The following is a 22,985-nucleotide window of genomic DNA, read 5'->3' as shown; positions in this document are numbered from 1 at the left end:
ATAGGATAGCTTGTTGCCCAGTTTTTGGAGGGATATGTTTGGTCGACGCCGCATCCCTCTTTCGCACGACTTTATCGCACTACTGCCAGCAGAGGATTTACCCCATGTCGAATAGTCTGACCTATCGTGATCTCCCTGATGAGATCAACTGTTGGCCGGGACTGCCACTATCACTGAGCGGTGACGAAGTGATGCCGCTTGACTACCGCGCTGGCGACACCGGCTGGCTGATCTACAGCGACGTCCTCGATAAGAACCTGATTTCCCGCTACCAGCGTAAGCTGGGGAGCGCGATGGTGATCGTGAGTGCCTGGAACGTGGGCGATTATCAGGTCGTGCGTTTAGCGGGCACGCTGACACCACGCGCAACCAAGCTGGCCCACGAACTGGGCATCGATGTCGCGGCTATGCGTAACGCGCCAACACTGCGTTCGCCGGGTTTACTGGTGATGGACATGGATTCCACCGCGATTCAGATCGAATGTATTGATGAAATTGCCAAACTGGCGGGCACAGGTGAACTGGTCGCTGAAGTCACCGAACGCGCGATGCGCGGCGAGCTGGATTTCGCTGACAGCCTGCGTCAGCGCGTAGGGACACTAAAAGGTGCCGACGCCAATATTTTACAGACGGTGCGTAAAACGCTGCCACTGATGCCGGGCCTGCGTAATATGGTTAGCCAGCTTCAGGAAGCAGGCTGGCACGTCGCGATTGCATCAGGCGGATTTACCTACTTTGCCGATTATTTGCGTGATGAATTAGGTCTGGTCGCCGCCGTTGCCAACGAATTAGGCATGCAAGACGGCAAGCTGACCGGCGATGTCATCGGTACGATTGTCGATGCAAAATATAAAGCGACCACGCTGCAGCAGCTGGCGGAAAAGCTGGAAATCCCAATGCATCAGACCGTTGCGATTGGTGACGGCGCGAACGACCTGCCGATGATCAAGGCAGCCAGCTTAGGCATTGCCTATCACGCCAAACCGAAGGTCAATGAGCAGTCTGCGGTAACCATCCGTCATGCCGATCTGACCGGCGTGCTGTGCATCCTGAGTGGCAGTATGAGACACGAAAAGCGTTAATCAGTGGGAGGTGAGACGTGGCAAAAGCCGTCAAACGGGCGTTTGTATGTAATGAATGCGGGGCTGACTACCCGCGCTGGCAAGGGCAGTGCAGCGCCTGCCATGCCTGGAACACCATTACCGAAGTCCGTCTGGCCTCGGCGTCAACATCACGTTCCGACCGTCTCACCGGCTATGCGGGCGAAAGCGCTGGCGTCAGCCGAGTACAAAAGCTCTCGGAAATCAGTCTTGAAGCTCTGCCACGCTTTTCTACCGGCTTTCAGGAGTTCGACCGCGTTCTGGGCGGCGGCGTCGTCCCCGGCAGCGCGATTCTGATCGGTGGTAACCCCGGCGCGGGTAAAAGTACCCTGCTGCTGCAAACGCTCTGCAAGCTGTCAGAGAACATGAAAACCCTGTACGTCACCGGTGAAGAATCACTACAGCAGGTGGCGATGCGGGCGCATCGTCTCAACCTGCCGACCCAAAATCTCAATATGCTGTCAGAAACCAGCATCGAACAGATTTGCCTGATTGCCGAGCAGGAACAGCCGAAGCTGATGGTGATCGACTCCATTCAGGTGATGCATCTCGCGGATATTCAATCGTCACCCGGCAGCGTGGCGCAGGTGCGTGAAACCGCCGCCTACCTGACGCGCTTCGCCAAAACGCGCGGCGTTGCCATCGTGATGGTCGGCCACGTCACCAAAGACGGCTCGCTCGCTGGGCCAAAAGTATTGGAACACTGCATCGACTGCTCCGTGCTGTTGGATGGCGATGCCGATTCGCGCTTCCGTACCCTGCGCAGCCATAAAAACCGTTTCGGTGCCGTTAACGAGCTGGGCGTGTTCGCGATGACGGAACAGGGTCTACGCGAGATCAGCAATCCGTCGGCAATTTTCCTCAGCCGCGGTGACGAAATCACGTCCGGCAGTTCAGTCATGGTGGTGTGGGAAGGTACGCGTCCGCTGCTGGTCGAAATTCAGGCGCTGGTGGATCAATCGATGATGGCCAACCCGCGTCGCGTGGCGGTCGGGCTGGAGCAAAATCGCCTGGCGATCCTGCTGGCGGTATTACATCGCCATGGCGGCTTGCAGATGTCCGATCAGGATGTATTCGTGAATGTCGTCGGCGGCGTTAAAGTCACCGAAACCAGCGCCGACCTGGCGCTGCTGCTATCGCTGGTCTCCAGCTTCCGCGATCGCCCACTGCCGCAAGATCTTGTCATCTTCGGTGAAGTCGGTCTGGCGGGCGAAATTCGCCCGGTTCCCAGCGGCCAAGAGCGGATTACCGAAGCAGCCAAGCACGGCTTCAAACGCGCCATCGTTCCTCATGCCAATATGCCGAAGAAAGTCCCTGCCAGCATGCAGGTGTTCGGCGTGAAAAAGCTGGCCGATGCGCTGGCGATCCTCGACGATCTCTAAACGGACCACAGAAGGCCATCCGCCCGCTTCCGCCCTGAACTAAACAGAGGGAAAGAGTAGCGGATGTTGCCCTGTTCTGTGGTATTTTGTTTAGTAAGCTAAACAAGAGTGCTGCACCATGTCATCATTTGATTACCTGAAATCCGCTATCCGGCAGAAGGGTTGCACCCTACAGCAGGTTGCTGACGCGACCGATATGACCAAAGGCTATCTCAGTCAATTACTTAATGCCAAAATCAAAAGCCCTAGCGCCCAGAAGCTCGAAGCGCTACATCGCTTTCTTGAACTGGAATTCCCGCGCTACGAAAAAAGCATTGGTGTCGTCTTCGGTAAGTTCTATCCGCTACACACTGGCCACATTTATCTGATTCAGCGAGCCTGTAGCCAGGTCGACGAACTGCATGTGATTTTAGGTTACGACGAACCGCGCGACCGTCTGCTGTTTGAGAACAGCTCGATGTCACAGCAGCCCACCGTCAGCGACCGCCTGCGCTGGCTATTGCAGACCTTTAAATATCAGAAAAATATTCATATTCACGCCTTCAATGAGCAAGGAATGGAGCCCTACCCGCACGGCTGGGATGTATGGAGCAAAGGAATTCAGGCGTTTATGCAGGAAAAAAGCATCACGCCGAATTTCGTCTACACCAGCGAAGAACAGGATGCCGCACAATACCGTGAGCAGTTGGGCATTGAGGCCGTCCTGATCGACCCGCAGCGCTCCTTTATGAACATCAGCGGTTCGCAGATTCGTCACGATCCCTTCCGCTACTGGGACTATATCCCGACCGAAGTGAAGCCGTTCTTTGTGCGTACCGTGGCCATTCTTGGCGGCGAATCCAGCGGTAAATCCACGCTGGTGAACAAACTGGCGAATATCTTCAACACCACCAGCGCCTGGGAATATGGCCGCGATTACGTGTTCTCCCATCTGGGCGGCGACGAGATGGCGTTGCAGTATTCCGACTACGACAAGATAGCGCTGGGTCAGGCACAGTACATTGATTTTGCAGTGAAATATGCCAATAAAGTGGCCTTTATCGACACCGATTTTGTCACCACGCAGGCGTTCTGCAAGAAATACGAGGGCCGTGAGCACCCGTTCGTTCAGGCGCTGATCGATGAATACCGCTTCGATCTGGTGATTTTGCTGGAAAACAACACGCCGTGGGTGGCCGACGGGCTCCGTAGCTTAGGTACCACCGCCGCCCGCTCGGAGTTCCAGGATCTGCTGAAAACGATGCTGGCTAACAATAATATCCCGTACGTTTACATCAAAGAGTCGGACTACGATTCGCGTTTCCTGCACTGCGTGGAATTGGTACAGCAGATGCTGGGTCACGATCGCTCGCCTGAACCGCTCAAAAGCTAGCGCGTGTCCCACTGCCAATGGCGGGAGGGGGTAATGATTTCCGGCAGCGGAATATCCCAGCTTTCCACTGGCAGTGCATCCACCTGCTGACAATCGTGGGCCAGACCGATCGGGTAAGGCCCACGCGACATCTGGTTGCGATACTGCAACGTACGGTCGTAAAACCCGCCCCCCATACCCAGCCGCTGCCCCAGATGATCAAACGCCACCAGCGGCGTCAGCAGGACGTCTAACTGCGGTAACGGTAGCACCTGACGCACATCCAGACGCGGCTCCATAATCTTCAGACGATTGCGTACCAGCTCGGTGTCCGGCGCATAGCGCAGGAACAGCAGATGTCCGGTGCGAAACGGATGCAGAACCGGCAAATACACGCGTTTCTCCTGCCGCCACAGCTGTTGAATCAGCGGGTTCGTATCCAGCTCGCCATCAAATGACAGAAATACCGCCACGCTATCTGCCCGTATGATTTTCGGATGCACCATGACGCGCTCACACGCCTGTTGCGCAAAACGCGACTGCTGCTCTGGCGTCAGTAAACGCCGATTCTGCCGCACAGCCTGACGAATTTGCTGACGCGATGCTGCCGTAGAAGAGAGTGAGGTATCGGGAAGTGCCGATGAAGATGAATCAGAAGATGACATGGGCTGCATTCGCCACGGGTCAAGAATGATAAAAGAAAGGGAATCTCCGAGATGCCGCCGCAGGCTGTAACCCTTGAACCCTTGGTTCAAGGTGAACATAACGTCGCAGTCTTAAGGCTTCTCGGACGAACCGAGCGTGCTCACCAACCGCAGAGCATTACATTCTGTTGGTATGAAATATCGGCTCAGGGGACTGGCCCGCTGACAAACATCTCAGAGAAATTTTATTCGTTACTCGCGATAAACCTTAGCACGTCTTATCGCGTAAAAACACCGTACTTTTGTCAAAATACGACGTTATTCAAATTGTGCACCCTGACGTTCGGTGATCTTGCCCTGCTCCAGCAACGCCTGTTCGATGGTCTGCTGCAACATACGAATACGCTGTTCCATATTCGACGCATAATCACGCGTCTTACCCCGTTCCTGCGCCAGCTCATGGCACACGTTCAGCGCGGCAATAAACACCAGTTGCTCAGTGTTTGTGACTCTAGTGCGAACTTTAAGATCTTGCAACCGCTGGTTAAGATCTTCCGCAGCCTGATTCAACGCATCCTGTTGTTCTGGCGGGCAATTCACTCTTAACGAACGGCCAAAAATTTGAATATCTACTGGTTGTGCAGACATACCACCTTCCTGCCTTTTGTCGTTCTTGCGCCTGCGTGCCGCATAGCATGAGCATTACCCGTTACATCGGGCTCGTTAAAGCGGGCGCAACTATATATAGCCGAGATCTAAGATACAAGCCCTTTCTGGTATCGAAAGGGAGCTTGGTGGTAGCATAGCACGAACCAATCCAGCCAACGATGACGAATCCGCATGTCTATAGAGAATACGTTTCCCGCCTATGAAGGCCTTGACCAACTGCTTCACCAACAGCAAGTCGCGCTGACCGCAGCAGAAATGCACGGTTTGATCAGTGGGATGCTGTGTGGTGGAAACCATGACGATAGCTGGAGAACGCTGGTTTTTGAACTGACTAATGAAGGCATGGCGTTTACCCAGACGCTGTCGCAGCCGCTTCAGGACCTGTACCAGGCTACGCGTGAAGCGCTGGAAGACGATGGTTTTCTGTTCCAGCTTTTCCTGCCGGACGATTCGCTGGATAGCGTGAGCGTTTTCGATCGCGCCGACGCGCTGGCGGGCTGGGTCAACCACTTCCTGCTTGGGCTGGGCGTGGCTCAACCGCAGTTGAACAAAGCCAAAGGTGAGCTGAAAGAAGCCATCGAAGATTTACGCAACATCGCACAGCTTGGCTACGACGAAGATGAAGATCAGGAAGAGCTGGAGCAATCGCTGGAAGAAGTGATTGAGTATGTTCGCGTTTCTGCCATTTTGTGCCATACCGAGTTTACCAGCCAGCGCGTTGTGACTGCGCCCGAGCAGCAAAAACCAACGCTGCATTGATTGTTATATAAGGCAGAAGGGAAAGGTAACCGCACGGACTATTTTCAGGAGCAGGTGATGAATCCACAAGAATTTCTTCGTCGTCGTCAGGGTCTGTTGGAAAAAATGGCACCGGGCAGCGCGGCGATTATTTTTTCTGCGCCGGAAGCGCAGCGCAATGCCGACAGTGACTATCCTTATCGTCAAAATAGCGATTTCTGGTATTTCACCGGCTTCAACGAACCGGAAGCCGTGCTGCTGCTGGTAAAAAGCGATGCCAAACATCATCACAGCGTGATCTTCAACCGCGTACGCGATCTGACGGCCGAAATCTGGTTTGGTCGCCGTCTCGGCCAGGAAGCGGCACCCGCCAAACTCGGCGTTGACCGCGCTCTGCCGTTTGGCGAAATCGGCGCACAGCTGCATCTCTTATTGAATGGACTGGACGTGGTGTACCACGCGCAAGGGCAGTACGATTATGCCGACAAGCTGGTCTTCGCCGCGCTGGACACCCTGCGCAACGGCACCCGTCAGGGCTTTGCTGCCCCTGCTACGCTGACCGACTGGCGCCCGTGGGTACATGAGATGCGCCTGTTTAAATCACCGGAAGAAATCAGCGTAATGCGCCGCGCCTGTGAAATTACCGCGTTGGCCCACACGCGAGCCATGCAGAAATGTCGCCCCGGCATGTATGAATATCAGCTTGAAGGCGAAATTCACCACGAATTTACCCGTCACGGCGCGCGTTATCCTTCTTACAACACCATCGTCGGCAGCGGCGAAAACGCCTGTATCCTGCATTACACCGAAAATGAAACACAAATGCGCGACGGCGATCTGGTACTGATCGACGCTGGCTGTGAATACAAAAGCTATGCTGGCGACATTACCCGCACCTTCCCCGTCAACGGTAAATTTACCGCGCCGCAGCGTGCCATTTACGACATCGTGCTGCGCTCGCAGTTGCGCGCGCTGGAACTGTTTGGTCCGGGTCGCAGCATCCGTGAAGTGAACGAAGAAGTGGTGCGCATCATGGTCAGCGGGCTTATCAAGCTCGGCGTGCTAAAAGGTGAAGTGGAAGAGCTGATTGCCGAGCAGGCACATCGCCAGTTCTTCATGCACGGCCTCAGCCACTGGCTGGGTCTGGACGTACACGATGTAGGCAATTACGGCACCACCGATCGGGGCCGCCCGCTTGAACCAGGTATGGTACTGACCATCGAGCCGGGTCTTTACATCGCGCCTGATGCCAAAGTGCCACAGCAGTACCGGGGAATCGGCGTGCGTATCGAAGATAACATCGTGATCACCGAAAACGGCAATGAAAACCTGACGGCTGGCGTAATCAAAGACGCTGATGCCATCGAAGCGCTCATGGCGCAACGGCATGATAAACAACACTAAGCAGCCCTTTCAAAGGACAATTCCTTTAAAAGGACAATGGCATAATTGCAAAGGACAACAGCATGGCGGTCATGATTGTCGGTGGCGGGATGGCGGGCGCAACGCTGGCGCTGGCAATATCGCGGCTTTCGCAGGGCGCAATCCCGGTTGACCTGATCGAGGCACACTCGCCACTCGACAAGGAACATCCGGGTTTTGACGCACGCGCCCTCGCGCTGTCTGATGGCACACGTCAGCAGCTCGCAGCGCTGGGCATCTGGCAAGCGCTGTCGGGTAATGCAACGGCGATAACCGACATTCACGTCAGCGAACGCGGGCACGCCAGCGTGGTGAACCTGAAGGCCTCGGACTATCACGTTCAGGCATTAGGCCATGTGGTTGAACTGCACGACGTCGGACAACGCCTGTTTTCCCTGCTGCAACAGGCACCGGGCGTACGCCTGCACTGCCCGGCCAAAGTCGTGGCCGTCACGCGGACGCAGGATAATGCGACGCTCACGCTGGACGACGGTACTGAGCTAATGGGTCAACTACTGGTTGCCGCCGACGGTTCGCGCTCCATGCTGTCGCAGTCCTGCGGCATTCAATGGCAGCAGCATGACTATGATCAGATCGCGACCATCGCCAATGTGACAACTGCCGAACCCCATCGCGGCCGCGCGTTCGAGCGATTTACCCCGCACGGCCCGCTGGCGCTCTTGCCGATGAGCAACGGGCGCTGCTCGCTCGTCTGGTGCCATGACAAACACCGTCAACATGAGGTAGATGGGTGGAGCGAAGCCGAATTTCGCCAACAGCTACAGCAGGCTTTCGGCTGGCGTCTGGGGCAGTTCACCCATATCGGCGAACGCCACAGCTATCCGCTGCGCTTACTCACGGCCAGCCAGCATATTAGCCATCGGCTGGCGCTGGTGGGTAATGCGGCACAAACTCTGCACCCGATTGCAGGACAGGGCTTTAATCTGGGGATTCGCGATGTGATGTCGCTGGCGGAAACCCTCGTCGATGCAGCAAAAAATCAGCAGGATATCGGCCAGTACACAGTACTCAACCGCTATCAACAGCGGCGCACGCCCGACCAACACAGCACGGTGGCGATCACCGATGGACTGGTCAGGCTGTTCGCTAACCGCTATGCCGCGCTGACAATCAGCCGTAATCTGGGTCTGATCGCCATGAATAACCTGCCGCTGATGCGCGACGCCTTTGCTCGTCGCACGCTGGGTTGGGTAGAACGTTAATTAAGCTCGCCAACAGGAAAAGACGGAAATGCAATCATTCGACGTGGTTATTGCCGGTGGCGGTATGGTCGGTCTGGCGCTAGCCTGCGGCTTACAGGGCAGCGGCCTGCGTATCGCCGTGCTGGAGAAACAGGCGGCCGAACCTCAGCCGCTCGGGAAAGACCATGCCCTGCGCGTCTCCGCCATCAATGCCGCCAGCGAATGCCTCTTGCGCCATATCGGCGTCTGGGAAAATCTCGTGGCGCAACGCGTCAGCCCTTACAACGATATGCAGGTATGGGACAAAGACAGCTTCGGCAAAATCAGCTTTAGCGGTGAAGAATTCGGCTTTTCCCACCTTGGGCATATCATTGAAAACCCAGTGATTCAGCAAGTGCTGTGGCAACGCGCCTCACAGTTAAGCGATATAACCCTGCTCTCCCCCGCCTCGTTAAAACAGGTCGCCTGGGGCGAGAACGAAGCCTTTATTACGTTGCAAGACGACAGCATGCTGACCGCCCGGCTAGTGGTCGCCGCGGATGGTGCGCATTCGTGGCTGCGCCAGCATGCGGATATTCCGCTGACCTTTTGGGACTACGGCCATCACGCGCTGGTCGCCAATATTCGAACTGAACACCCTCATCAATCCGTTGCGCGTCAGACGTTTCACGGCGACGGTATTCTGGCGTTCTTGCCGCTGGACGAGCCTCACCTTTGTTCAATTGTCTGGTCGCTTTCACCGGAACAGGCTCAGGCGATGCAGAGCTTGCCAGCAGAAGAATTCAATCGTCAGGTCGCGATGGCGTTTGATATGCGCCTGGGGCTATGTGAACTAGAAAGCGAACGCCAGACTTTCCCACTGACCGGACGCTACGCTCGCAGCTTCGCGGCACACCGGCTGGTGCTGGTCGGCGACGCAGCGCACACCATTCATCCGCTGGCGGGGCAAGGCGTCAATCTGGGTTTCATGGATGTCGCCGAACTGATTGCGGAAGTGAAGCGCTTACAGGCGCAGGGCAAAGACATCGGCCAACACCTTTATCTGCGACGCTATGAACGCCGCCGCAAACACAGCGCCGCAGTGATGCTCGCCAGCATGCAGGGGTTCCGCGAGCTGTTTAACGGCGATAATCCGGCGAAAAAGCTGCTGCGTGATGTCGGTCTGGTTCTGGCGGATAAACTGCCCGGCATTAAACCCACGCTGGTACGTCAGGCAATGGGATTACACGATCTGCCAGACTGGCTTAGCGTCGGGAAATAATAAAATCAGAATAGATAATAAAGCTCGCCGCGAAGCGGCGAGTTATCAATAACGCTTTCATCTTAATTAAATCACTAATTTCTTTTCCCATCTCCTTTGTTATTTAAGCGCTCGTTCTATTTTTATATAATAAAATTATCATCAAAATATAATTAGCAGAATAATAAAACCCTCTGACTGCACCACTAATCATCATTAAAAACAATCAATTATAGAATTTTGGAAAGGATATCTTTCTGACAGAAGTCATAGTTTTTATTAAACACTCGAGTTCTTCTTTTATTTAATAAAGATTTACGTTATAAAGTCTCTAACAAGGATTTTTTAACAGGGAGTTACACGAATGGCTAATTCTATTTTCATGAAGATCACCGGAAAAATTCAGGGACTGATCTCTGAAGGATGTTTAAGTATCGACTCTGTAGGAAATAAACATATCTCTGGTCACGAAGATGAAATTTTTGTTTATGCTACAAATTACGACCTATCAAGAGATCGACACGTCAATCATCATCCCTTTTCCGTGACCAAAGTTGTTGATAAATCCACACCGCTCTTGCTCACCAGCATCGCCAACAATGAGCTAATGGAAGTTGAATTGAGGTATTACCGCACCTCCGCCAGCGGGACCCAAGAGAACTACATGACAATCACATTGAGAGATGCGTCTATTGTCAACCTCTCTAACCAAAACCCCAACTCATTGACGCATAGCGATATGCAGCCTTTTGAAATCCTAAGTCTGCGTTATGAAAGCATTACCTGCCAACACAATATTGCAGGGACATCAGGATACAGCATATTAACTGAAAATATGTACTGAATTGCGATAAAAACACTATCTAGTTAACTTTATAGTAAATTATAGGTTCTTTATGAGCAAAAGAAGTGATATAGAAAAAGGAACATTAGTTTATACTGAAGTACTAGGATGGGTAGACTTAGCTCATGCCAAAGGAAATGATGCCAGGGCATTAATGGCTGCAATAAATTCAGGTGAAGAGAGAATAGAAGACCATTTTGTTGTCATATACTCACAGTACATGGGAAAAGGATTCAAATACGGAACATCAAAAACCACAAGATGGAAAATAAGGAAAGGGCTATCTTCGCATGATAAAAAAAGAGTCGCTCTCACTATTATTATGTATACAAGCCATCTATTCGAATCCTATCAAGGTTCGCCGCTATTCAGTTGGTACAGTGATAGTGGATATAGTGGTGAAGATTTGGTATCTAATCTACTCGGGTTTTATCGGGCAGTAGATAACATCGATTATTTACTTCAACTCAGGGTTGCTAGTCAAGCCGACACATTTACAAGATGGGATTACTATGGTCCTATAGGACAATATAAAAACAAAGAGTTTAGACCCTTACTTTTCCCACACCCAGAAAAATATCCAAATAATGCCAGACCTTATTACTCTGTTCTTCCTGAATTTATGAAATCTGTATCACCTATAAATAATATTGAAAAGAGTGATATGTTAACACATCTTAACGATAAGACCGGATATAATATCGGAGTAGAAAGCCGTGTCACTATTCAAATCGAGTAACATTATTAAAATTATTGCTTTCTTTATTACATGCATGGGGTTGATTTTAGTATTAGCGTATCTTTTCGTTAATACCAGCTACTCTTATACGAAAGATAACTATATAAAGTATCACTTACTCACTTTGAAAGAAATAAAAGGAATGCCATTTATCTCAACAAACTACTCTATTGAATATGATTCCCCTGACGGAACATCTGGATTAATTAATAGCGTATTATTTTCAAATGTTGATCTTAAAAAAAAATCAGAACTAGTCAATTATCTTAATAAATTGGGATTCAAAAAGCATGAGGATATCTTTTGGATTAAAGGAGGGGAAATTTGGAAAAAAGGAGATGATAGAGTTAGATTAATACAAGATAATGAAAGAAAATTAATTATTATTTCATTTGAGAAAAACGATTAGTTTTTACTTATCGCCACTACCAAGAAAAATAAAAATCAGGCACTGGATAAAATGTTAATAAAAAAATTACTACATTTATGACGTCAATTTTCATTTCTATTCTGTCTTATGTCTTTTCTATACACGGGCTAACCTCTGTCCGTACAGATAATGCACTATGAAAAACATAAATACATTACTCTTTGCTCTCTGTTTTTATCTCTATTCAATTCTCTGTGCCATGATCATCTTGGTCACATCAATAAGAGACTATGAAGGGATGGTTGATGGGGTAGAAATAAGAGATCTCTGTGAGATACCTGAAGGCGACTCCGATGGTTTCTTTGCGTTTATTATTATTCCCTTATCCATTCCTTTCTTTTTTGTAAAAAAGAGCATCGCCAGAATAGTCACTTATCTTATTGTTTTAATTTATTATTTATGGAGTTTTTATCTCCGTTTTACTCTATGTTAAAACTCGCCGCCGCAGCGGCGAGTCCGGTGTATTAGGCGTCGGGTCCGACTCTGACCACTAATTTACCGAAGTTGCGGCCGTGTAGCAGGCCGATAAAGGCTTCGGGGGCGTTTTCCAACCCGTCGACGATCTCTTCGCGGTATTTGATCTTACCTTCTTCCACCCACGGCGACACATCCTTCCAGAACTCACCAAAACGATGACCATAATCATCAAAGATAATGAATCCCTGCATCCGAATACGTTTCTTCAGGATCGTCCCCATCAGCAGCGGTAAACGATCCGGTCCATCCGGCAGCCCTGTGGCATTGTAGCCAGAGACTAATCCGCACACCGGAATACGTGCCGAGGTATTCAGCAGCGGCAGCACGGCATCAAAGACTTTCCCGCCGACGTTTTCAAAGTAGATATCGATTCCCTTCGGGCAGGCTTGTTTCAGCTGTTCGGCAAAATCATCCGCCCGGTGGTCGAGGCAAGCATCAAATCCCAGTACTTCAACCGCATAGCGACATTTTTCCGCGCCCCCCGCCACGCCAACGACCCGACAGCCTTTCAATTTTCCGAGTTGCCCAACCGTCGCACCAACTGGGCCGGTCGCGGCGGCCACCACCAGCGTTTCACCTGATTTGGGCTGGCCGATATCCGTTAACCCCATATACGCAGTGAAGCCCGGCATACCCAGCACACCCAACGCATAGGAAGGATTTGTCGGTGACTGACCCAGATTGGTTAATCCTTTGCCGTCGGAAATCGCATAATCCTGCCAGCCGCTGAAGGACAGCACCCAATCGCCAGTCTGATAATCCGGGTGTTTTGATTCCACCACGCGGCTGATTGTCCCGCCGACCATCACGTCATTCAGTTCGACGGGTTTAGCATAAGAAGGGGCGTCGCTCATGCGACCACGCATATAAGGGTCAAGGGAGAGAAACACCGTACGCAGCAGGATATGTCCTGAATCGACCTGTGGGACAGGCTGCTGTTCCAGACGGAAAGTCTCTGGTGTTGGCGCGCCGTGCGGGCGCAGAGCCAGAACCACACGGCGGTTAATTTGATCGGTTTGCGGCATAATATCCTCCGTTAAACAAAGTGTGTTGATAAAATCACTTCGTTAACAATAGGATCTGTTCTTTCATCTGGCTACGCAAACCGTGCGGCGTTTATTATGCCGTTTTGCTTTTTTCGTAACGCGACATGCGATCCAGATACCCCATGACCAGTGCAGACAGCACAAACGTCAAATGGATAATCACGTACCACATCAGCTTGTTATCCGGGATATTACGGGCATCCATGAACACGCGCAGCAGATGGATCGACGAGATAGCGACAATCGAGGCGGCAACTTTATTTTTCAGCGAGCCGGAGTCCATCTTACCGAGCCAGTTCAGCTTTTCTCTGCCTTTGGAGATATCCAGCGCCGAGACAAAGTTCTCGTAACCGGACAGCATCACCATCACCAGCAATCCGCCGACCAGCGTCATATCGATGAGTGACAGCAGCACCAGCACCAAATCTGCTTCAGCGATATCCAAGATATTAGGCAGGACGTGGAACACCTCCTGGAAAAACTTGATCGCCAACGCCAGCAACCCCAGCGATAGCCCGAGATAAACAGGGGCAAGCAGCCAGCGCGATGAGTACATCAGATTCTCAATAAAACGTTCCATAACTCACTATATGCAGGTGGAAAAGAGGGAAATAATAGCGAAAAGTCCTGCGGTGGTGTTAATCAATTCTTGAGCAGAATGCACCATTTACAGAATGCTCTGCCCTGTCTTGCCCTCAGCGATGATTTCCGCGTTTTGTGATCGGACCAGCCCCCACCTTCAAACCGATGCCGTCCTCCTGCCGCTCGTGGCACGCATCTGAAGGTTCACCCTTTTTCACCTTCCTACACTGTCTAGCGCCAGCAGGTCTGGCAGCAATCATACACTGCACTCTACATTCAGAGCCGAATACAGGCTTACCACAAAATAAAACAAGGGGTTACGCATGAGCGATCCTATTTTCCTTGGTATTTTCTGGCACTTCATCGGAGCGGCCAGCGCGGCCTGCTTCTATGCACCGTTTAAGCAGGTCAAAAACTGGTCGTGGGAAACCATGTGGTCGCTGGGCGGATTTTTCTCGTGGATTATCCTGCCCTGGTGCATCAGTTGGTGGTTACTGCCTGATTTTTGGCGTTATTACGGTTCGTTCGATATGGCGACGCTACTCCCCGTCTTTCTCTTCGGCGCGATGTGGGGGATCGGCAATATCAACTACGGCCTGACGATGCGCTACCTTGGCATGTCGATGGGCATCGGTATCGCTATCGGCGTGACGCTGATTATCGGCACGCTGATGACGCCCGTCCTGCAAGGCAAGTTCTCCATTTTGTTTGGCTCAGCAGGCGGACGCATGACGCTACTGGGCGTGCTGGTCGCGGTCATTGGCGTCGCGATTGTCAGCTATGCCGGTTTACTGAAAGAGCGTGCGCTCGGTATTCGTGCCGAGGAATTCAACCTGAAAAAAGGGCTGATTCTGGCCGTGATGTGCGGCATCTTCTCCGCAGGTATGTCCTTTGCGATGGATGCCGCGAAACCCATGCACACCGCAGCACAAGAGCTGGGGATCAATGCACTGTATGTCGCACTTCCCAGCTACGTGGTGATTATGGGCGGCGGTGCCATCGTCAACCTAGGCTTCTGCTTCATCCGTTTGGCGACCTGCAAGGGCATTTCATTAAAAGCCGATCTGGCACAGGCCAAACCGTTGCTGATTGCCAATGCGCTCTTTGCCATTCTGGGCGGCGTCATGTGGTATTTGCAGTTCTTCTTTTATGCCTGGGGGCACGCCAATATCCCAGCCGATTACACCTACATCAGTTGGATGCTGCACATGAGTTTCTACGTATTGTGCGGCGGCATCGTCGGGTTACTGTTTAAGGAGTGGAAGGCCGTGGGTCAAAAACCAGTGCGTATGCTGGTTCTCGGCTGCGTGGTCATTATTCTGGCAGCGAATATCGTCGGGTTAGGCATGGCCGCGTAAGCGCCCTATCATCGCGTTCGGTATCATCAAAGCGAGTACCGAACGCGATGACAATAGCGTCAATCAACTGGCGGAAAAATACGTTGAGCCGTTGATGTGTATTCCTCTCTATATCCTGCCCTTGTAAAAACGCCATTTCTGCTGCTGTATTTGCCCTCGTAGAGTGAAATACCGGTGAGGAATGAGAATAACGCGCTTCTTAAACGTACGGAAAATAAGATACGACAGCGTATTGTGGGCTAACATCAGGACATCGTTTACTTCACTGACTCAAGTATTGGTAATCACTGAACCTATGTTAGTTAATGTCTATGTCACACATGACGATAAGCCCGTGTTTGAAGAGTTACCTGTCCGGGAAATCGAGAAAGACACTTACGAACTGCTGTCTTCTCCCGGCCTTGCATTAAACCTGGCGCGTGGAGATATTTTCCGAATTAAAGACAAACATGCGCACCCGGAAGTCTTAAAAAGAGGCGGCAATTTTTGCATTCATATTTATGCCGATGAGCTTCCCTCTGAAGACATCGCCAGTTGAATGGAACATTAGACGGCGTATTTCAGGGAAATCTGACATTGGCCGTTCCGGCAAGAAATGGGATGGATAAGATTGCCGACGTTTTCGACGCCTTTCGCGAAAAAACAGGCATCGAATGGTACTTTGCGAATATTTATAAGAACATTGACGACGATGAAGACGAAACGCTTTTAAATTGGTGGCTGGATAGCTAGGTGCCCACGGCTAGCCCCTCAGGTGAAATAACGTATTTTCGAACATCCCGGCATGCACGAAAAGCGACAGCGGACTTAACCATGCACAATGCAGATCGAACCCTACCCAATGCGCGACAGAAACAGACCTGCGATAAGTACCAATTACCGCAGCATCCTCCCGAAGACATGGTCGCGATTGCTTTAGATACCTTACAACGCTCGCCCATTTACGGAACCCGGATCGCATTGCCAGAAAACGGAACGATAAGCTGGTTTATCCACTGTGGCGAGCATTCATCCGAGAACGGTTTTTATCAGGTTCTTCACACCTGTCATTTAGCGGACACGCTGCCTGAAGTCGTACCGTATCTCTTTTTACCCGAAGGGACGAAATTCATTATCGATCGAGCAGGATATGAAGACGTTTGGACGGACGAAACAGAATAGATGACGTTTTCTACCCCTGTCTAAATCCATCGTTTCCCCCTCGAATGCCTTTCTCGTCGTCATACAGTGCGAGAGGCTATTTTTCGTGGAGAGAATTGCTCTTGGTGAGAATTGTTCGTGGGTAAGATCGAAGCCGTTGATTTATTAATAGTGCGATACTTAAATAATAAGCATCGCACTATTTCACATTATCTAAAATAAAATCACAGCCTATCGTGAAGCACTCAAAGGAATCTCAGGATCAGGTTCGTGAGTCATTCGATTACGTAAATCACGGCGAATAATCTCAATAGACCAGAACCAAATGAGATGGCCTACGATTTCTGATACATGCTCATACCAAGGGAGAACAAACAGAGATGGCGTAAGCCCCATCAATGGGAAAGAAATCATATGGACAAATAATTGAGCCAGCGCACCAGCCAACAGACCTTGCCATAATTTTATTTTAGGAAATACTTCTGCAACAACGCAGTAACCTACAGCGAAAACAATAGAGAAAATAATATGCGTCACACCCACCCAATTGAATACGTGGCCGGCAAAGGTATAAACCGCCGCATTAGGGTCAACAACCCCAAGCCAATCGCGTAAAAAGATGTAGGGAGGGTTAAGAAAATTACGAGAGCAATCAATTTGCTCGGCCGCTCTAATCAGTGATTCTGGTGCACAAGCACCGGTAAACATATCAGTAGGACTACGTGGAGGAAGCGGGTTTTCTGCGCCCCACTTAACGAAAGATGAAACAATACCTGCAATCAAACCAATAAAAGCAGCTAATCCATAGCGTCTCCGAGAGGGAGATGTTTGTTCAAAGAAGTTCATTTTTTTACCAATCTAACCATTAAAGGTTATAGTCTTACATAGACATCATGTACTTATAAAGAGGTTAATTGATATATCGAACAATCTCTCTAGGTTATTTTGTTATTAGGAACGCAGTTTTAAATTTTATAAAAATAAAAAGAAGAAATCACACGTTTATTTTTTGTGAAACTTTTATTCAATCATTGAAAAACCAGATTCTCTAACATGTCTAAAATGTATATCCCAAATGATGCGAAAGAATAATAATTCACCAATAATATTATCAATAAGAAATAACCTGGTTATTTTTTTGTGAAAGAATAACAGTTCAGTCACTCATCCTCTCGCTCTGCATCCCTCTCACTCAGAATATTTCCTCACCTCAAAAAAAGCTGATATTCATTTTCGGCAGTTCGAGGGGATGAAAAATCCAGCACGCTTCATTCTCGCTTATTTCTTAATCAACGCCGAACCAATCCGGGCGCTGATGTTCCTCACGCCCGTGTAGCGATAGGCAATCCCCTGTCGCAGAGGCGTAACAACCTTTCGCATATATATTTTTATGGAATTGAAAATCAATTTTTATTCTTTTACATGCATAAGGCCACCCTTTAGAGTAGCGAAAAGACCGCCGTGTATGGCCTCATGTCATTGGTAAGGGACACAGGGAATGGAAAAAAATCATCCGCAAGTTACGACTCTCGCCGCAGGGTTACTCTCGTTACTGTTTGCATTCAACCCCGGCGCGTACGCGGCGGAAACCGGTGAAAAACCGGTGTCTGGCGGTATTCTGAATGTTGGATTGGGCAGCGATACGCCGATTATCGACCCACACATTACGGCCTACGGCGTTACCGCGCTGATTGCGCGTAACGTGGTGGATTCACTGGTAGGACAGGCGGAAGATAACCGCTTTACGCCCTGGCTGGCGGAAAGCTGGAAAATTAACGACAACAACACCGAGTACACCTTCCACCTGCGCAAGGACGTGACGTTCAGCGACGGCACCAAGCTGGATGCGGAAGCGGTGAAATACAACATCGAACGTATTCTCGATCCGAAAACCACCTCCAGCTACGCGAAATCGCTGTTAGGTCCTATCGATAAGATCTCAACGCCGGATGATTATACGATTGTGCTCCACTACAGCTCACCGTTTGCGGCGCTGTTACAAGGCCTGAGCCTGCCGTATCTGGGCATTCAATCACCGACGTATCTGAAGAAAACACCAAACACTAGCACCACCGTGGTGGGTTCCGGTCCGTTTATTCTCGATTCCTTTGTGAAAGGCAGCGGCAGCAAGCTGACGAAGCGTCCTGATTACAACTGGGGACCGGGTTATGCCAAGCACACTGGTCCAGCCTATCTGGACGGTCTGGTGTTCAAATATCTGCCGGAAGCATCGGTTCGCCTCGGCGCACTGAGCAGCGGTCAGATTCAGGCGATTGATGCCGTACCACCAGCTAATTTCCCGACGGTGAAACGCAATCCGAAGCTGGAAGTGATCACCTATGAGAACCCGGGCGTTAACCGTGTACTCTATCTCAACACCACCAAAGGCCCTTTCCAGGATGTCGCGGTGCGTAAGGCATTCCAGAGTGCGGTGGATACCAACGCGGCGGTGAAAGTCGCCTTCTTCGGTACGCTGAAAGCCGCCGATAACGTGCTCGGCCCGGCCACGCTGTACTACGATCCGAGCGTTGCATCCCGCTGGGGCTTTGATGTGAAAAAAGCCAACGAACTGCTGGATAACGCAGGCTGGAAACAGAAAGACGGCGAAGGCTTCCGAACCAAAGATGGCCAACGCCTGAGTGTCAGCTTCGTTTACGCCTCAACCAACGTTGAAGCTGCGGATGTCGCGCTGTTCCAGGCGGTACAATATCAGGTGAAGCAGGCAGGCTTCGAAGTCAAACTGACGCCGGTTGATGCGGGTGAATTCACCACGCGCACCAATGCCAACGAGTACGATATCGCTTCTAACTTCTTCGTACGTGCAGAGCCGGATATTCTGCGTACCGTCTTCGATTCAGCCTATACACCACCGAACGGCAACAACTTTACGCGTATCAGCGTGCTGAATGACAAGCTGAGAAAAGCCATCGGCGCGGGCGAAGCAGAACGTAAACAGCTCTATAGCGAAATACAGCGTGAGGTCATCGATCAGGCGTATGTTGTTCCGCTGTATATTCCTGCCTACCAACTCGGCCTGTCCAAACAGGTACAGGGCATAAGCTGGGCCACCAACGCAAAACCGAACTTCTATGATGTCTGGATTAAACATTAATCTATACGCGATAGGTAAACGTCTTTTCACCATTCTGGCTGTGCTCTGGGGCGCAGCCACATTGACGTTTATTGCTGTCAAACTGATCCCCGGCGATCCGGTCGCCATTCTTAGCGGCGGCGATAACGTGGTAGACGAAGCCTATCGCGCCGTACTCATCAAGCAATTTGGGCTCGACCAGCCGCTGTGGGTGCAATATCTGCGCTACTGCGGACAGGCGCTACAGGGCGATTTTGGCGTCAGCTATCTTTACCGCCTGCCAGTCGGTAGCGTGATTAGCGATGCGATGCATGAAACGCTACCGCTGGCGCTTGGCGGCCTGATTCTGGCGCTGCTCCTTGCCATCACCAGCGCACTGCTGACCGCAGGCCGCTATGGTGTAATGCGGACCACCGTGTCCTGGCTGGAACTCACGCTACTTAGCACGCCGGTCTACTGGATTGGTATCGTTCTGCTAAGCCTGTTCAGCTTTCGTCTGCAATGGTTTCCGGTTACTGGCAACGATGGCGTCATGTCGCTAGTACTGCCAGTCATCACGCTGAGCCTACCGATTGCCGCTATTTTGAGTCAGGTACTGCGCGACGGTCTGGAAGATGCGCTCTCCCAGCCGTTCTCGCTCACCGTGCGCACGCGCGGCGTCAGTGAAATCCGGCTACGCTTCCGCCACGGTTTACGCCACGCGGCGCTGGCCGCCTCAACGCTGACCGGCACGCTGCTGGCAAGCGTACTCGGTGGCTCCGTGCTGACCGAAACCGTCTTTGGCCGCGCGGGTATCGGGCAGGTCACGCTGAGCGCGATTGAAAACCGCGACATGCCGCTGGTGCTGGGCGTCGTCATGCTGTCCGCATTCCTGTTTGTCGTTATCAACCTGCTGGTGGATGCGCTGTACCTCATTATCGATCCCCGCTTACGCAAGAAGGCGAGCGCCCATGAGTAGTGAACCGATGCCCTTCACGCAGACATCCTCAAGAAAAACCTATCGCAGCCCGTGGCTGAGCACGGCGACGCTGCTGCCTGCCGCTATCGTTTTCCTGCTGGCGCTGGCGGTCTTTTTCCCCTCGCTATTTACCAGCCGCACCGCCGACGAAATGGATATGGGCGCGGTATTTCAGTCGCCGAATAGCACTTACTGGTTCGGCACCGATCAGCTAGGACGTGACATTTTTTCCCGCATCGTTCACGGCACTTCGCTGTCGCTGGGGATTGGCGTCGGCGCGATGCTGATCGCCTGCTTCGGCGGCGTGCTGTTTGGCACGCTATCGGTGCTCGCGCCGCTGCGCATCCGTCAGGTTCTGGTGCGCCTGCTGGACATCATGCTGGCATTTCCCGATCTGCTACTGGCATTGCTGGTGATCGCCGTCCTGGGACGCGGACCGGAAAACACCATGCTGGCCGTCGGTCTGGCGGGAATTGCTGGCTATGCGCGTTTGATTCGTTCTCAGGTGCTGCAAGTCAGGCTATCCGGCTATGTCGAGCACGCGATTGCGCTGGGTGAACACCCGCTGTATATCGTTTTCCGCCACATCATTCCCAATACGCTGCGCCCGTTGCTGATTGTCGCCACCATTGGCGTCGGCCACGCGGTACTGTCCGCCTCGGCGCTGAGCTTTTTGGGATTGGGCGTCGTCCCTCCGACCGCCGAATGGGGCGCGCTGCTGGCTGACGGACGTAACTTCCTTGATATCGCCCCCTGGGTCAGCCTGCTGCCCGCCAGCGTCGTTGCGCTGTCGGTGATTTCCATCACGCTGCTGGGACGTCGTTTACAGGCCATTTTGGCAAAAGGAGAGGCACGATGAGCCTGAACACACATTCTCACCCCTCTCATTCATCTTCAGAAACGTCCGCAAAAACGCCGCTGCTGCGCGTAGACGGCCTGAGCGTGACCTTTCCCAGCCCTTTCGGCCCCGTTCGTTCGGTTAAAAACCTTTCATTTCAGGTGAATGCTGGAGAAATCCTGGCGCTGGTCGGCGAATCGGGATCAGGGAAATCCGTCACAGCCCGCACGCTGGTGGGTCTGGCCGGTGAAAACGTTGACGTACAGGCAAACGCGATTGAGCTCACGCGCCATGACGGCAGCCTGTGTGATTTACGCTATCTGACCGACCGCGACTGGCGGGCGATTCGCGGCCGTGAAATCGGTTTTGTTTTGCAGGATGCGCTGGTGTCTCTCGACCCGCTGCGCAAGATCGGGCAGGAAGTCGCCGAACCCATTCTGACTCATCGCCTGTTGCCTCGCCAGCAGGTTCCCGCACGCGTCGCTGAACTCCTGACGAAGGCGGGCATTCCCGATCCAGAAAATCGCGCGGCGCAGTATCCGCATGAACTGTCCGGCGGGCTGCGTCAGCGTGCGCTTATCGCTTCCGCGTTGGCAGCGGGCCCACAGCTGCTGATTGCCGATGAACCCACCACCGCGCTGGACGCCACGGTGCAAAAGCAGGTGCTGAAAGTCTTCACCGCATTGGCTCAGGCAGGGCACGGCGTTTTACTGATCACCCACGATCTTGCCGTCGTCGCAGAGGTGGCAGATCGCGTCATCGTGATGCAGCAAGGATCGCTGGTAGAAGGCGGTGAGGCGAAGCAGATCCTGTCCGCGCCGACGCATCCCTACACCCGCAAGCTGCTGGCGGCGATCCCGACCGCGTCTACCCGTGGAAAGTGGCTGGCTGGTGCGGACCCGTTACAGAGCGGCATTGCACCGTCACCCGCTTCTTTGGCGGCCAATCACACTAACACCGACGACGCCATTGCACTCACGGCGGATCGGATTGCGGTGTCGTTCAAGCGCCCTGACGGTAGCCGGATGCAGGCCGTCAATCAGGTTTCTCTCCAGATCAAACGCGGCGAAACGCTGGGCATCGTTGGGGAATCCGGTTCCGGTAAAACCACGCTGGGCAAAGTCATTCTGGCGCTGCAAAAGCCGGACAGCGGTGAAGTCCGACTCGCGGACAATGCCTGGAGCACGTTAACGGAACGCGAGCGCCGGCCGCTGCGCGCACGCATTCAGACGATCACACAGGATCCGCTCAGTTCGTTCGATCCACAATTTACCGTCGCCCAGATCCTGAACCAGCCGCTGCGCTTGCGCCGCGATTTGAGCGATGATGAGAAACAGCGGCGCATTCTGACGCTACTCGAGTATGTCGGCTTGACGCCCGACCTGCTGAGCCGTCGTCCCAGAGCGCTGTCCGGCGGGCAACGCCAGCGCGTTTCCATCGCGCAGGCGCTGGCTTCGGAACCTGAGATTCTGATCTGCGACGAACCGGTCTCGGCGCTGGACGTCACCACACAGGCGCAGGTGCTGGATTTGCTAGTGGCGTTGCAACGCCAACTGGGGCTGACGATGCTGTTCATCTCCCACGATCTGGGCGTGGTGCAGCACATGAGCCACCGCATCGCGGTCATGAAAGATGGGGATATCGTAGAAACGGGGCCAGTCGAGCAGATCTTCAATCAGCCGCAGCACCCTTACACGCGCCTGCTGCTTTCAACGGTGGCGGAGTAGCGCTGTT

Annotated in this window: 24 protein-coding genes and 1 other RNA gene; 19 read left to right on the top strand and 6 right to left on the bottom strand. The window is 52.3% G+C overall.

Annotation, left to right across the window (positions count from 1 at the left end):
- The first annotated feature begins 104 nt into the window (after positions 1-104).
- The 3 genes from serB (at position 105) to nadR (ending at position 3,854) form a co-directional block, all read left to right on the top strand.
- The gene (gene serB, locus ACIPUG_RS15470) at positions 105-1,082 is read left to right on the top strand and encodes a phosphoserine phosphatase (RefSeq protein ID WP_039282511.1); all 978 of its coding nucleotides are present in this window, start codon (positions 105-107) and stop codon (positions 1,080-1,082) included.
- Between the two features lie 17 nt (positions 1,083-1,099).
- Complete coding sequence (radA, locus tag ACIPUG_RS15465; protein WP_014914021.1) at positions 1,100-2,482, top strand: DNA repair protein RadA; 1,383 nt, start codon at positions 1,100-1,102, stop codon at positions 2,480-2,482.
- A gap of 118 nt (positions 2,483-2,600) precedes the next feature.
- Positions 2,601-3,854 (top strand): multifunctional transcriptional regulator/nicotinamide-nucleotide adenylyltransferase/ribosylnicotinamide kinase NadR, encoded by a 1,254-nt coding sequence (gene nadR / locus ACIPUG_RS15460; protein WP_014914020.1) that lies wholly within the window; start codon positions 2,601-2,603, stop codon positions 3,852-3,854.
- On the opposite strand, the gene ACIPUG_RS15455 is transcribed toward nadR, so the two are convergent.
- The 3 genes from ACIPUG_RS15455 to zapA all read right to left on the bottom strand — a co-directional run bounded on the left by ACIPUG_RS15455 (position 3,851) and on the right by zapA (position 5,125).
- On the bottom strand, positions 3,851-4,498 hold the full coding sequence (locus ACIPUG_RS15455) for a 5-formyltetrahydrofolate cyclo-ligase (RefSeq protein WP_400339098.1): 648 nt from the start codon (positions 4,496-4,498) through the stop codon (positions 3,851-3,853). The two genes, nadR and ACIPUG_RS15455, sit on opposite strands and share 4 nt — an antisense overlap.
- A gap of 39 nt (positions 4,499-4,537) precedes the next feature.
- Positions 4,538-4,721: non-coding RNA, 6S RNA (gene ssrS / locus ACIPUG_RS15450), on the bottom strand.
- 74 nt (positions 4,722-4,795) lie between these two features.
- Positions 4,796-5,125 carry a cell division protein ZapA gene (zapA, locus tag ACIPUG_RS15445; RefSeq protein ID WP_010284667.1) on the bottom strand — a complete coding sequence of 110 codons (330 nt, stop codon included), beginning with the start codon at positions 5,123-5,125 and terminating at the stop codon, positions 4,796-4,798.
- 192 nt (positions 5,126-5,317) lie between these two features.
- Between zapA and ACIPUG_RS15440 the strand changes: the two genes are divergently transcribed.
- The 8 genes from ACIPUG_RS15440 (at position 5,318) to ACIPUG_RS15405 (ending at position 12,194) form a co-directional block, all read left to right on the top strand.
- On the top strand, positions 5,318-5,905 hold the full coding sequence (locus ACIPUG_RS15440) for a YecA family protein (RefSeq protein WP_039548009.1): 588 nt from the start codon (positions 5,318-5,320) through the stop codon (positions 5,903-5,905).
- A 57-nt stretch (positions 5,906-5,962) separates the two neighbouring features.
- Entirely contained in the window at positions 5,963-7,288 is a 1,326-nt protein-coding gene (gene pepP, locus ACIPUG_RS15435; RefSeq protein ID WP_094370312.1) for a Xaa-Pro aminopeptidase, read from the top strand.
- A 62-nt stretch (positions 7,289-7,350) separates the two neighbouring features.
- On the top strand, positions 7,351-8,529 hold the full coding sequence (gene ubiH / locus ACIPUG_RS15430) for a 2-octaprenyl-6-methoxyphenyl hydroxylase (RefSeq protein ID WP_400339094.1): 1,179 nt from the start codon (positions 7,351-7,353) through the stop codon (positions 8,527-8,529).
- Positions 8,530-8,557: 28 nt separating this feature from the next.
- Positions 8,558-9,769: an FAD-dependent 2-octaprenylphenol hydroxylase gene (ubiI, locus tag ACIPUG_RS15425; protein WP_039504957.1), complete on the top strand. Its 1,212-nt coding sequence runs from the start codon at positions 8,558-8,560 to the stop codon at positions 9,767-9,769.
- Positions 9,770-10,112: 343 nt separating this feature from the next.
- Positions 10,113-10,592 carry an Hcp family type VI secretion system effector gene (locus ACIPUG_RS15420; RefSeq protein WP_010285305.1) on the top strand — a complete coding sequence of 160 codons (480 nt, stop codon included), beginning with the start codon at positions 10,113-10,115 and terminating at the stop codon, positions 10,590-10,592.
- A 52-nt stretch (positions 10,593-10,644) separates the two neighbouring features.
- A complete protein-coding gene (locus ACIPUG_RS15415; protein WP_039504954.1) occupies positions 10,645-11,331 on the top strand; it encodes a hypothetical protein in 687 nt (228 codons plus the stop codon).
- Positions 11,309-11,740, top strand: a complete 432-nt coding sequence (locus ACIPUG_RS15410; RefSeq protein ID WP_400339092.1) for a hypothetical protein — start codon at positions 11,309-11,311, stop codon at positions 11,738-11,740. The genes ACIPUG_RS15415 and ACIPUG_RS15410 overlap by 23 nt, the downstream gene beginning before the upstream one ends.
- A 157-nt stretch (positions 11,741-11,897) precedes the next feature.
- Positions 11,898-12,194 (top strand): DUF2645 family protein, encoded by a 297-nt coding sequence (locus ACIPUG_RS15405; protein ID WP_400339090.1) that lies wholly within the window; start codon positions 11,898-11,900, stop codon positions 12,192-12,194.
- A gap of 31 nt (positions 12,195-12,225) precedes the next feature.
- Here the strand turns inward: ACIPUG_RS15405 and ACIPUG_RS15400 are convergent, their stop codons facing one another.
- A complete protein-coding gene (locus ACIPUG_RS15400) occupies positions 12,226-13,263 on the bottom strand; it encodes an NADP-dependent oxidoreductase (RefSeq protein WP_400339087.1) in 1,038 nt (345 codons plus the stop codon).
- A gap of 94 nt (positions 13,264-13,357) precedes the next feature.
- Complete coding sequence (locus ACIPUG_RS15395) at positions 13,358-13,864, bottom strand: TIGR00645 family protein (RefSeq protein WP_010285299.1); 507 nt, start codon at positions 13,862-13,864, stop codon at positions 13,358-13,360.
- A gap of 325 nt (positions 13,865-14,189) precedes the next feature.
- On the opposite strand from ACIPUG_RS15395, the gene rhaT reads away from it, so the two are divergent.
- From rhaT to ACIPUG_RS15375, 4 genes are all read left to right on the top strand, one after another.
- A complete protein-coding gene (rhaT, locus tag ACIPUG_RS15390) occupies positions 14,190-15,224 on the top strand; it encodes an L-rhamnose/proton symporter RhaT (RefSeq protein WP_039279392.1) in 1,035 nt (344 codons plus the stop codon).
- A gap of 334 nt (positions 15,225-15,558) precedes the next feature.
- A complete protein-coding gene (locus ACIPUG_RS15385; protein WP_400339084.1) occupies positions 15,559-15,762 on the top strand; it encodes a DUF4265 domain-containing protein in 204 nt (67 codons plus the stop codon).
- Entirely contained in the window at positions 15,759-15,956 is a 198-nt protein-coding gene (locus ACIPUG_RS15380) for a hypothetical protein (RefSeq protein WP_400339081.1), read from the top strand. Before ACIPUG_RS15385 ends, ACIPUG_RS15380 begins: the two co-directional genes overlap by 4 nt.
- Before the next feature lie 81 nt (positions 15,957-16,037).
- Positions 16,038-16,385 carry a hypothetical protein gene (locus tag ACIPUG_RS15375; RefSeq protein ID WP_180773901.1) on the top strand — a complete coding sequence of 116 codons (348 nt, stop codon included), beginning with the start codon at positions 16,038-16,040 and terminating at the stop codon, positions 16,383-16,385.
- Between the two features lie 210 nt (positions 16,386-16,595).
- Here ACIPUG_RS15375 and ACIPUG_RS15370 read toward each other — a convergent pair whose 3' ends face one another.
- Positions 16,596-17,210: a YagU family protein gene (locus ACIPUG_RS15370; protein ID WP_010285296.1), complete on the bottom strand. Its 615-nt coding sequence runs from the start codon at positions 17,208-17,210 to the stop codon at positions 16,596-16,598.
- Positions 17,211-17,862: 652 nt separating this feature from the next.
- Between ACIPUG_RS15370 and ACIPUG_RS15365 the strand changes: the two genes are divergently transcribed.
- Genes ACIPUG_RS15365 through ACIPUG_RS15350 form a run of 4 tightly spaced genes read left to right on the top strand, consistent with a single transcriptional unit; the run spans position 17,863 to position 22,978 of the window.
- Positions 17,863-19,476 (top strand): ABC transporter substrate-binding protein, encoded by a 1,614-nt coding sequence (locus tag ACIPUG_RS15365; protein WP_400339076.1) that lies wholly within the window; start codon positions 17,863-17,865, stop codon positions 19,474-19,476.
- The gene (locus ACIPUG_RS15360) at positions 19,454-20,413 is read left to right on the top strand and encodes an ABC transporter permease (protein ID WP_400339073.1); all 960 of its coding nucleotides are present in this window, start codon (positions 19,454-19,456) and stop codon (positions 20,411-20,413) included. The genes ACIPUG_RS15365 and ACIPUG_RS15360 overlap by 23 nt, the downstream gene beginning before the upstream one ends.
- Positions 20,406-21,272, top strand: coding sequence for an ABC transporter permease (locus tag ACIPUG_RS15355; protein WP_180789597.1), 867 nt, complete (start codon positions 20,406-20,408; stop codon positions 21,270-21,272). The genes ACIPUG_RS15360 and ACIPUG_RS15355 overlap by 8 nt, the downstream gene beginning before the upstream one ends.
- Complete coding sequence (locus ACIPUG_RS15350) at positions 21,269-22,978, top strand: ABC transporter ATP-binding protein (RefSeq protein ID WP_039499280.1); 1,710 nt, start codon at positions 21,269-21,271, stop codon at positions 22,976-22,978. Before ACIPUG_RS15355 ends, ACIPUG_RS15350 begins: the two co-directional genes overlap by 4 nt.
- Positions 22,979-22,985: the final 7 nt, after the last annotated feature.

This window comes from Pectobacterium sp. CHL-2024 (assembly GCF_044751765.1).
Taxonomy (GTDB): domain Bacteria; phylum Pseudomonadota; class Gammaproteobacteria; order Enterobacterales; family Enterobacteriaceae; genus Pectobacterium; species Pectobacterium brasiliense.
This window is presented reverse-complemented; position numbering and strand designations above follow the sequence as displayed.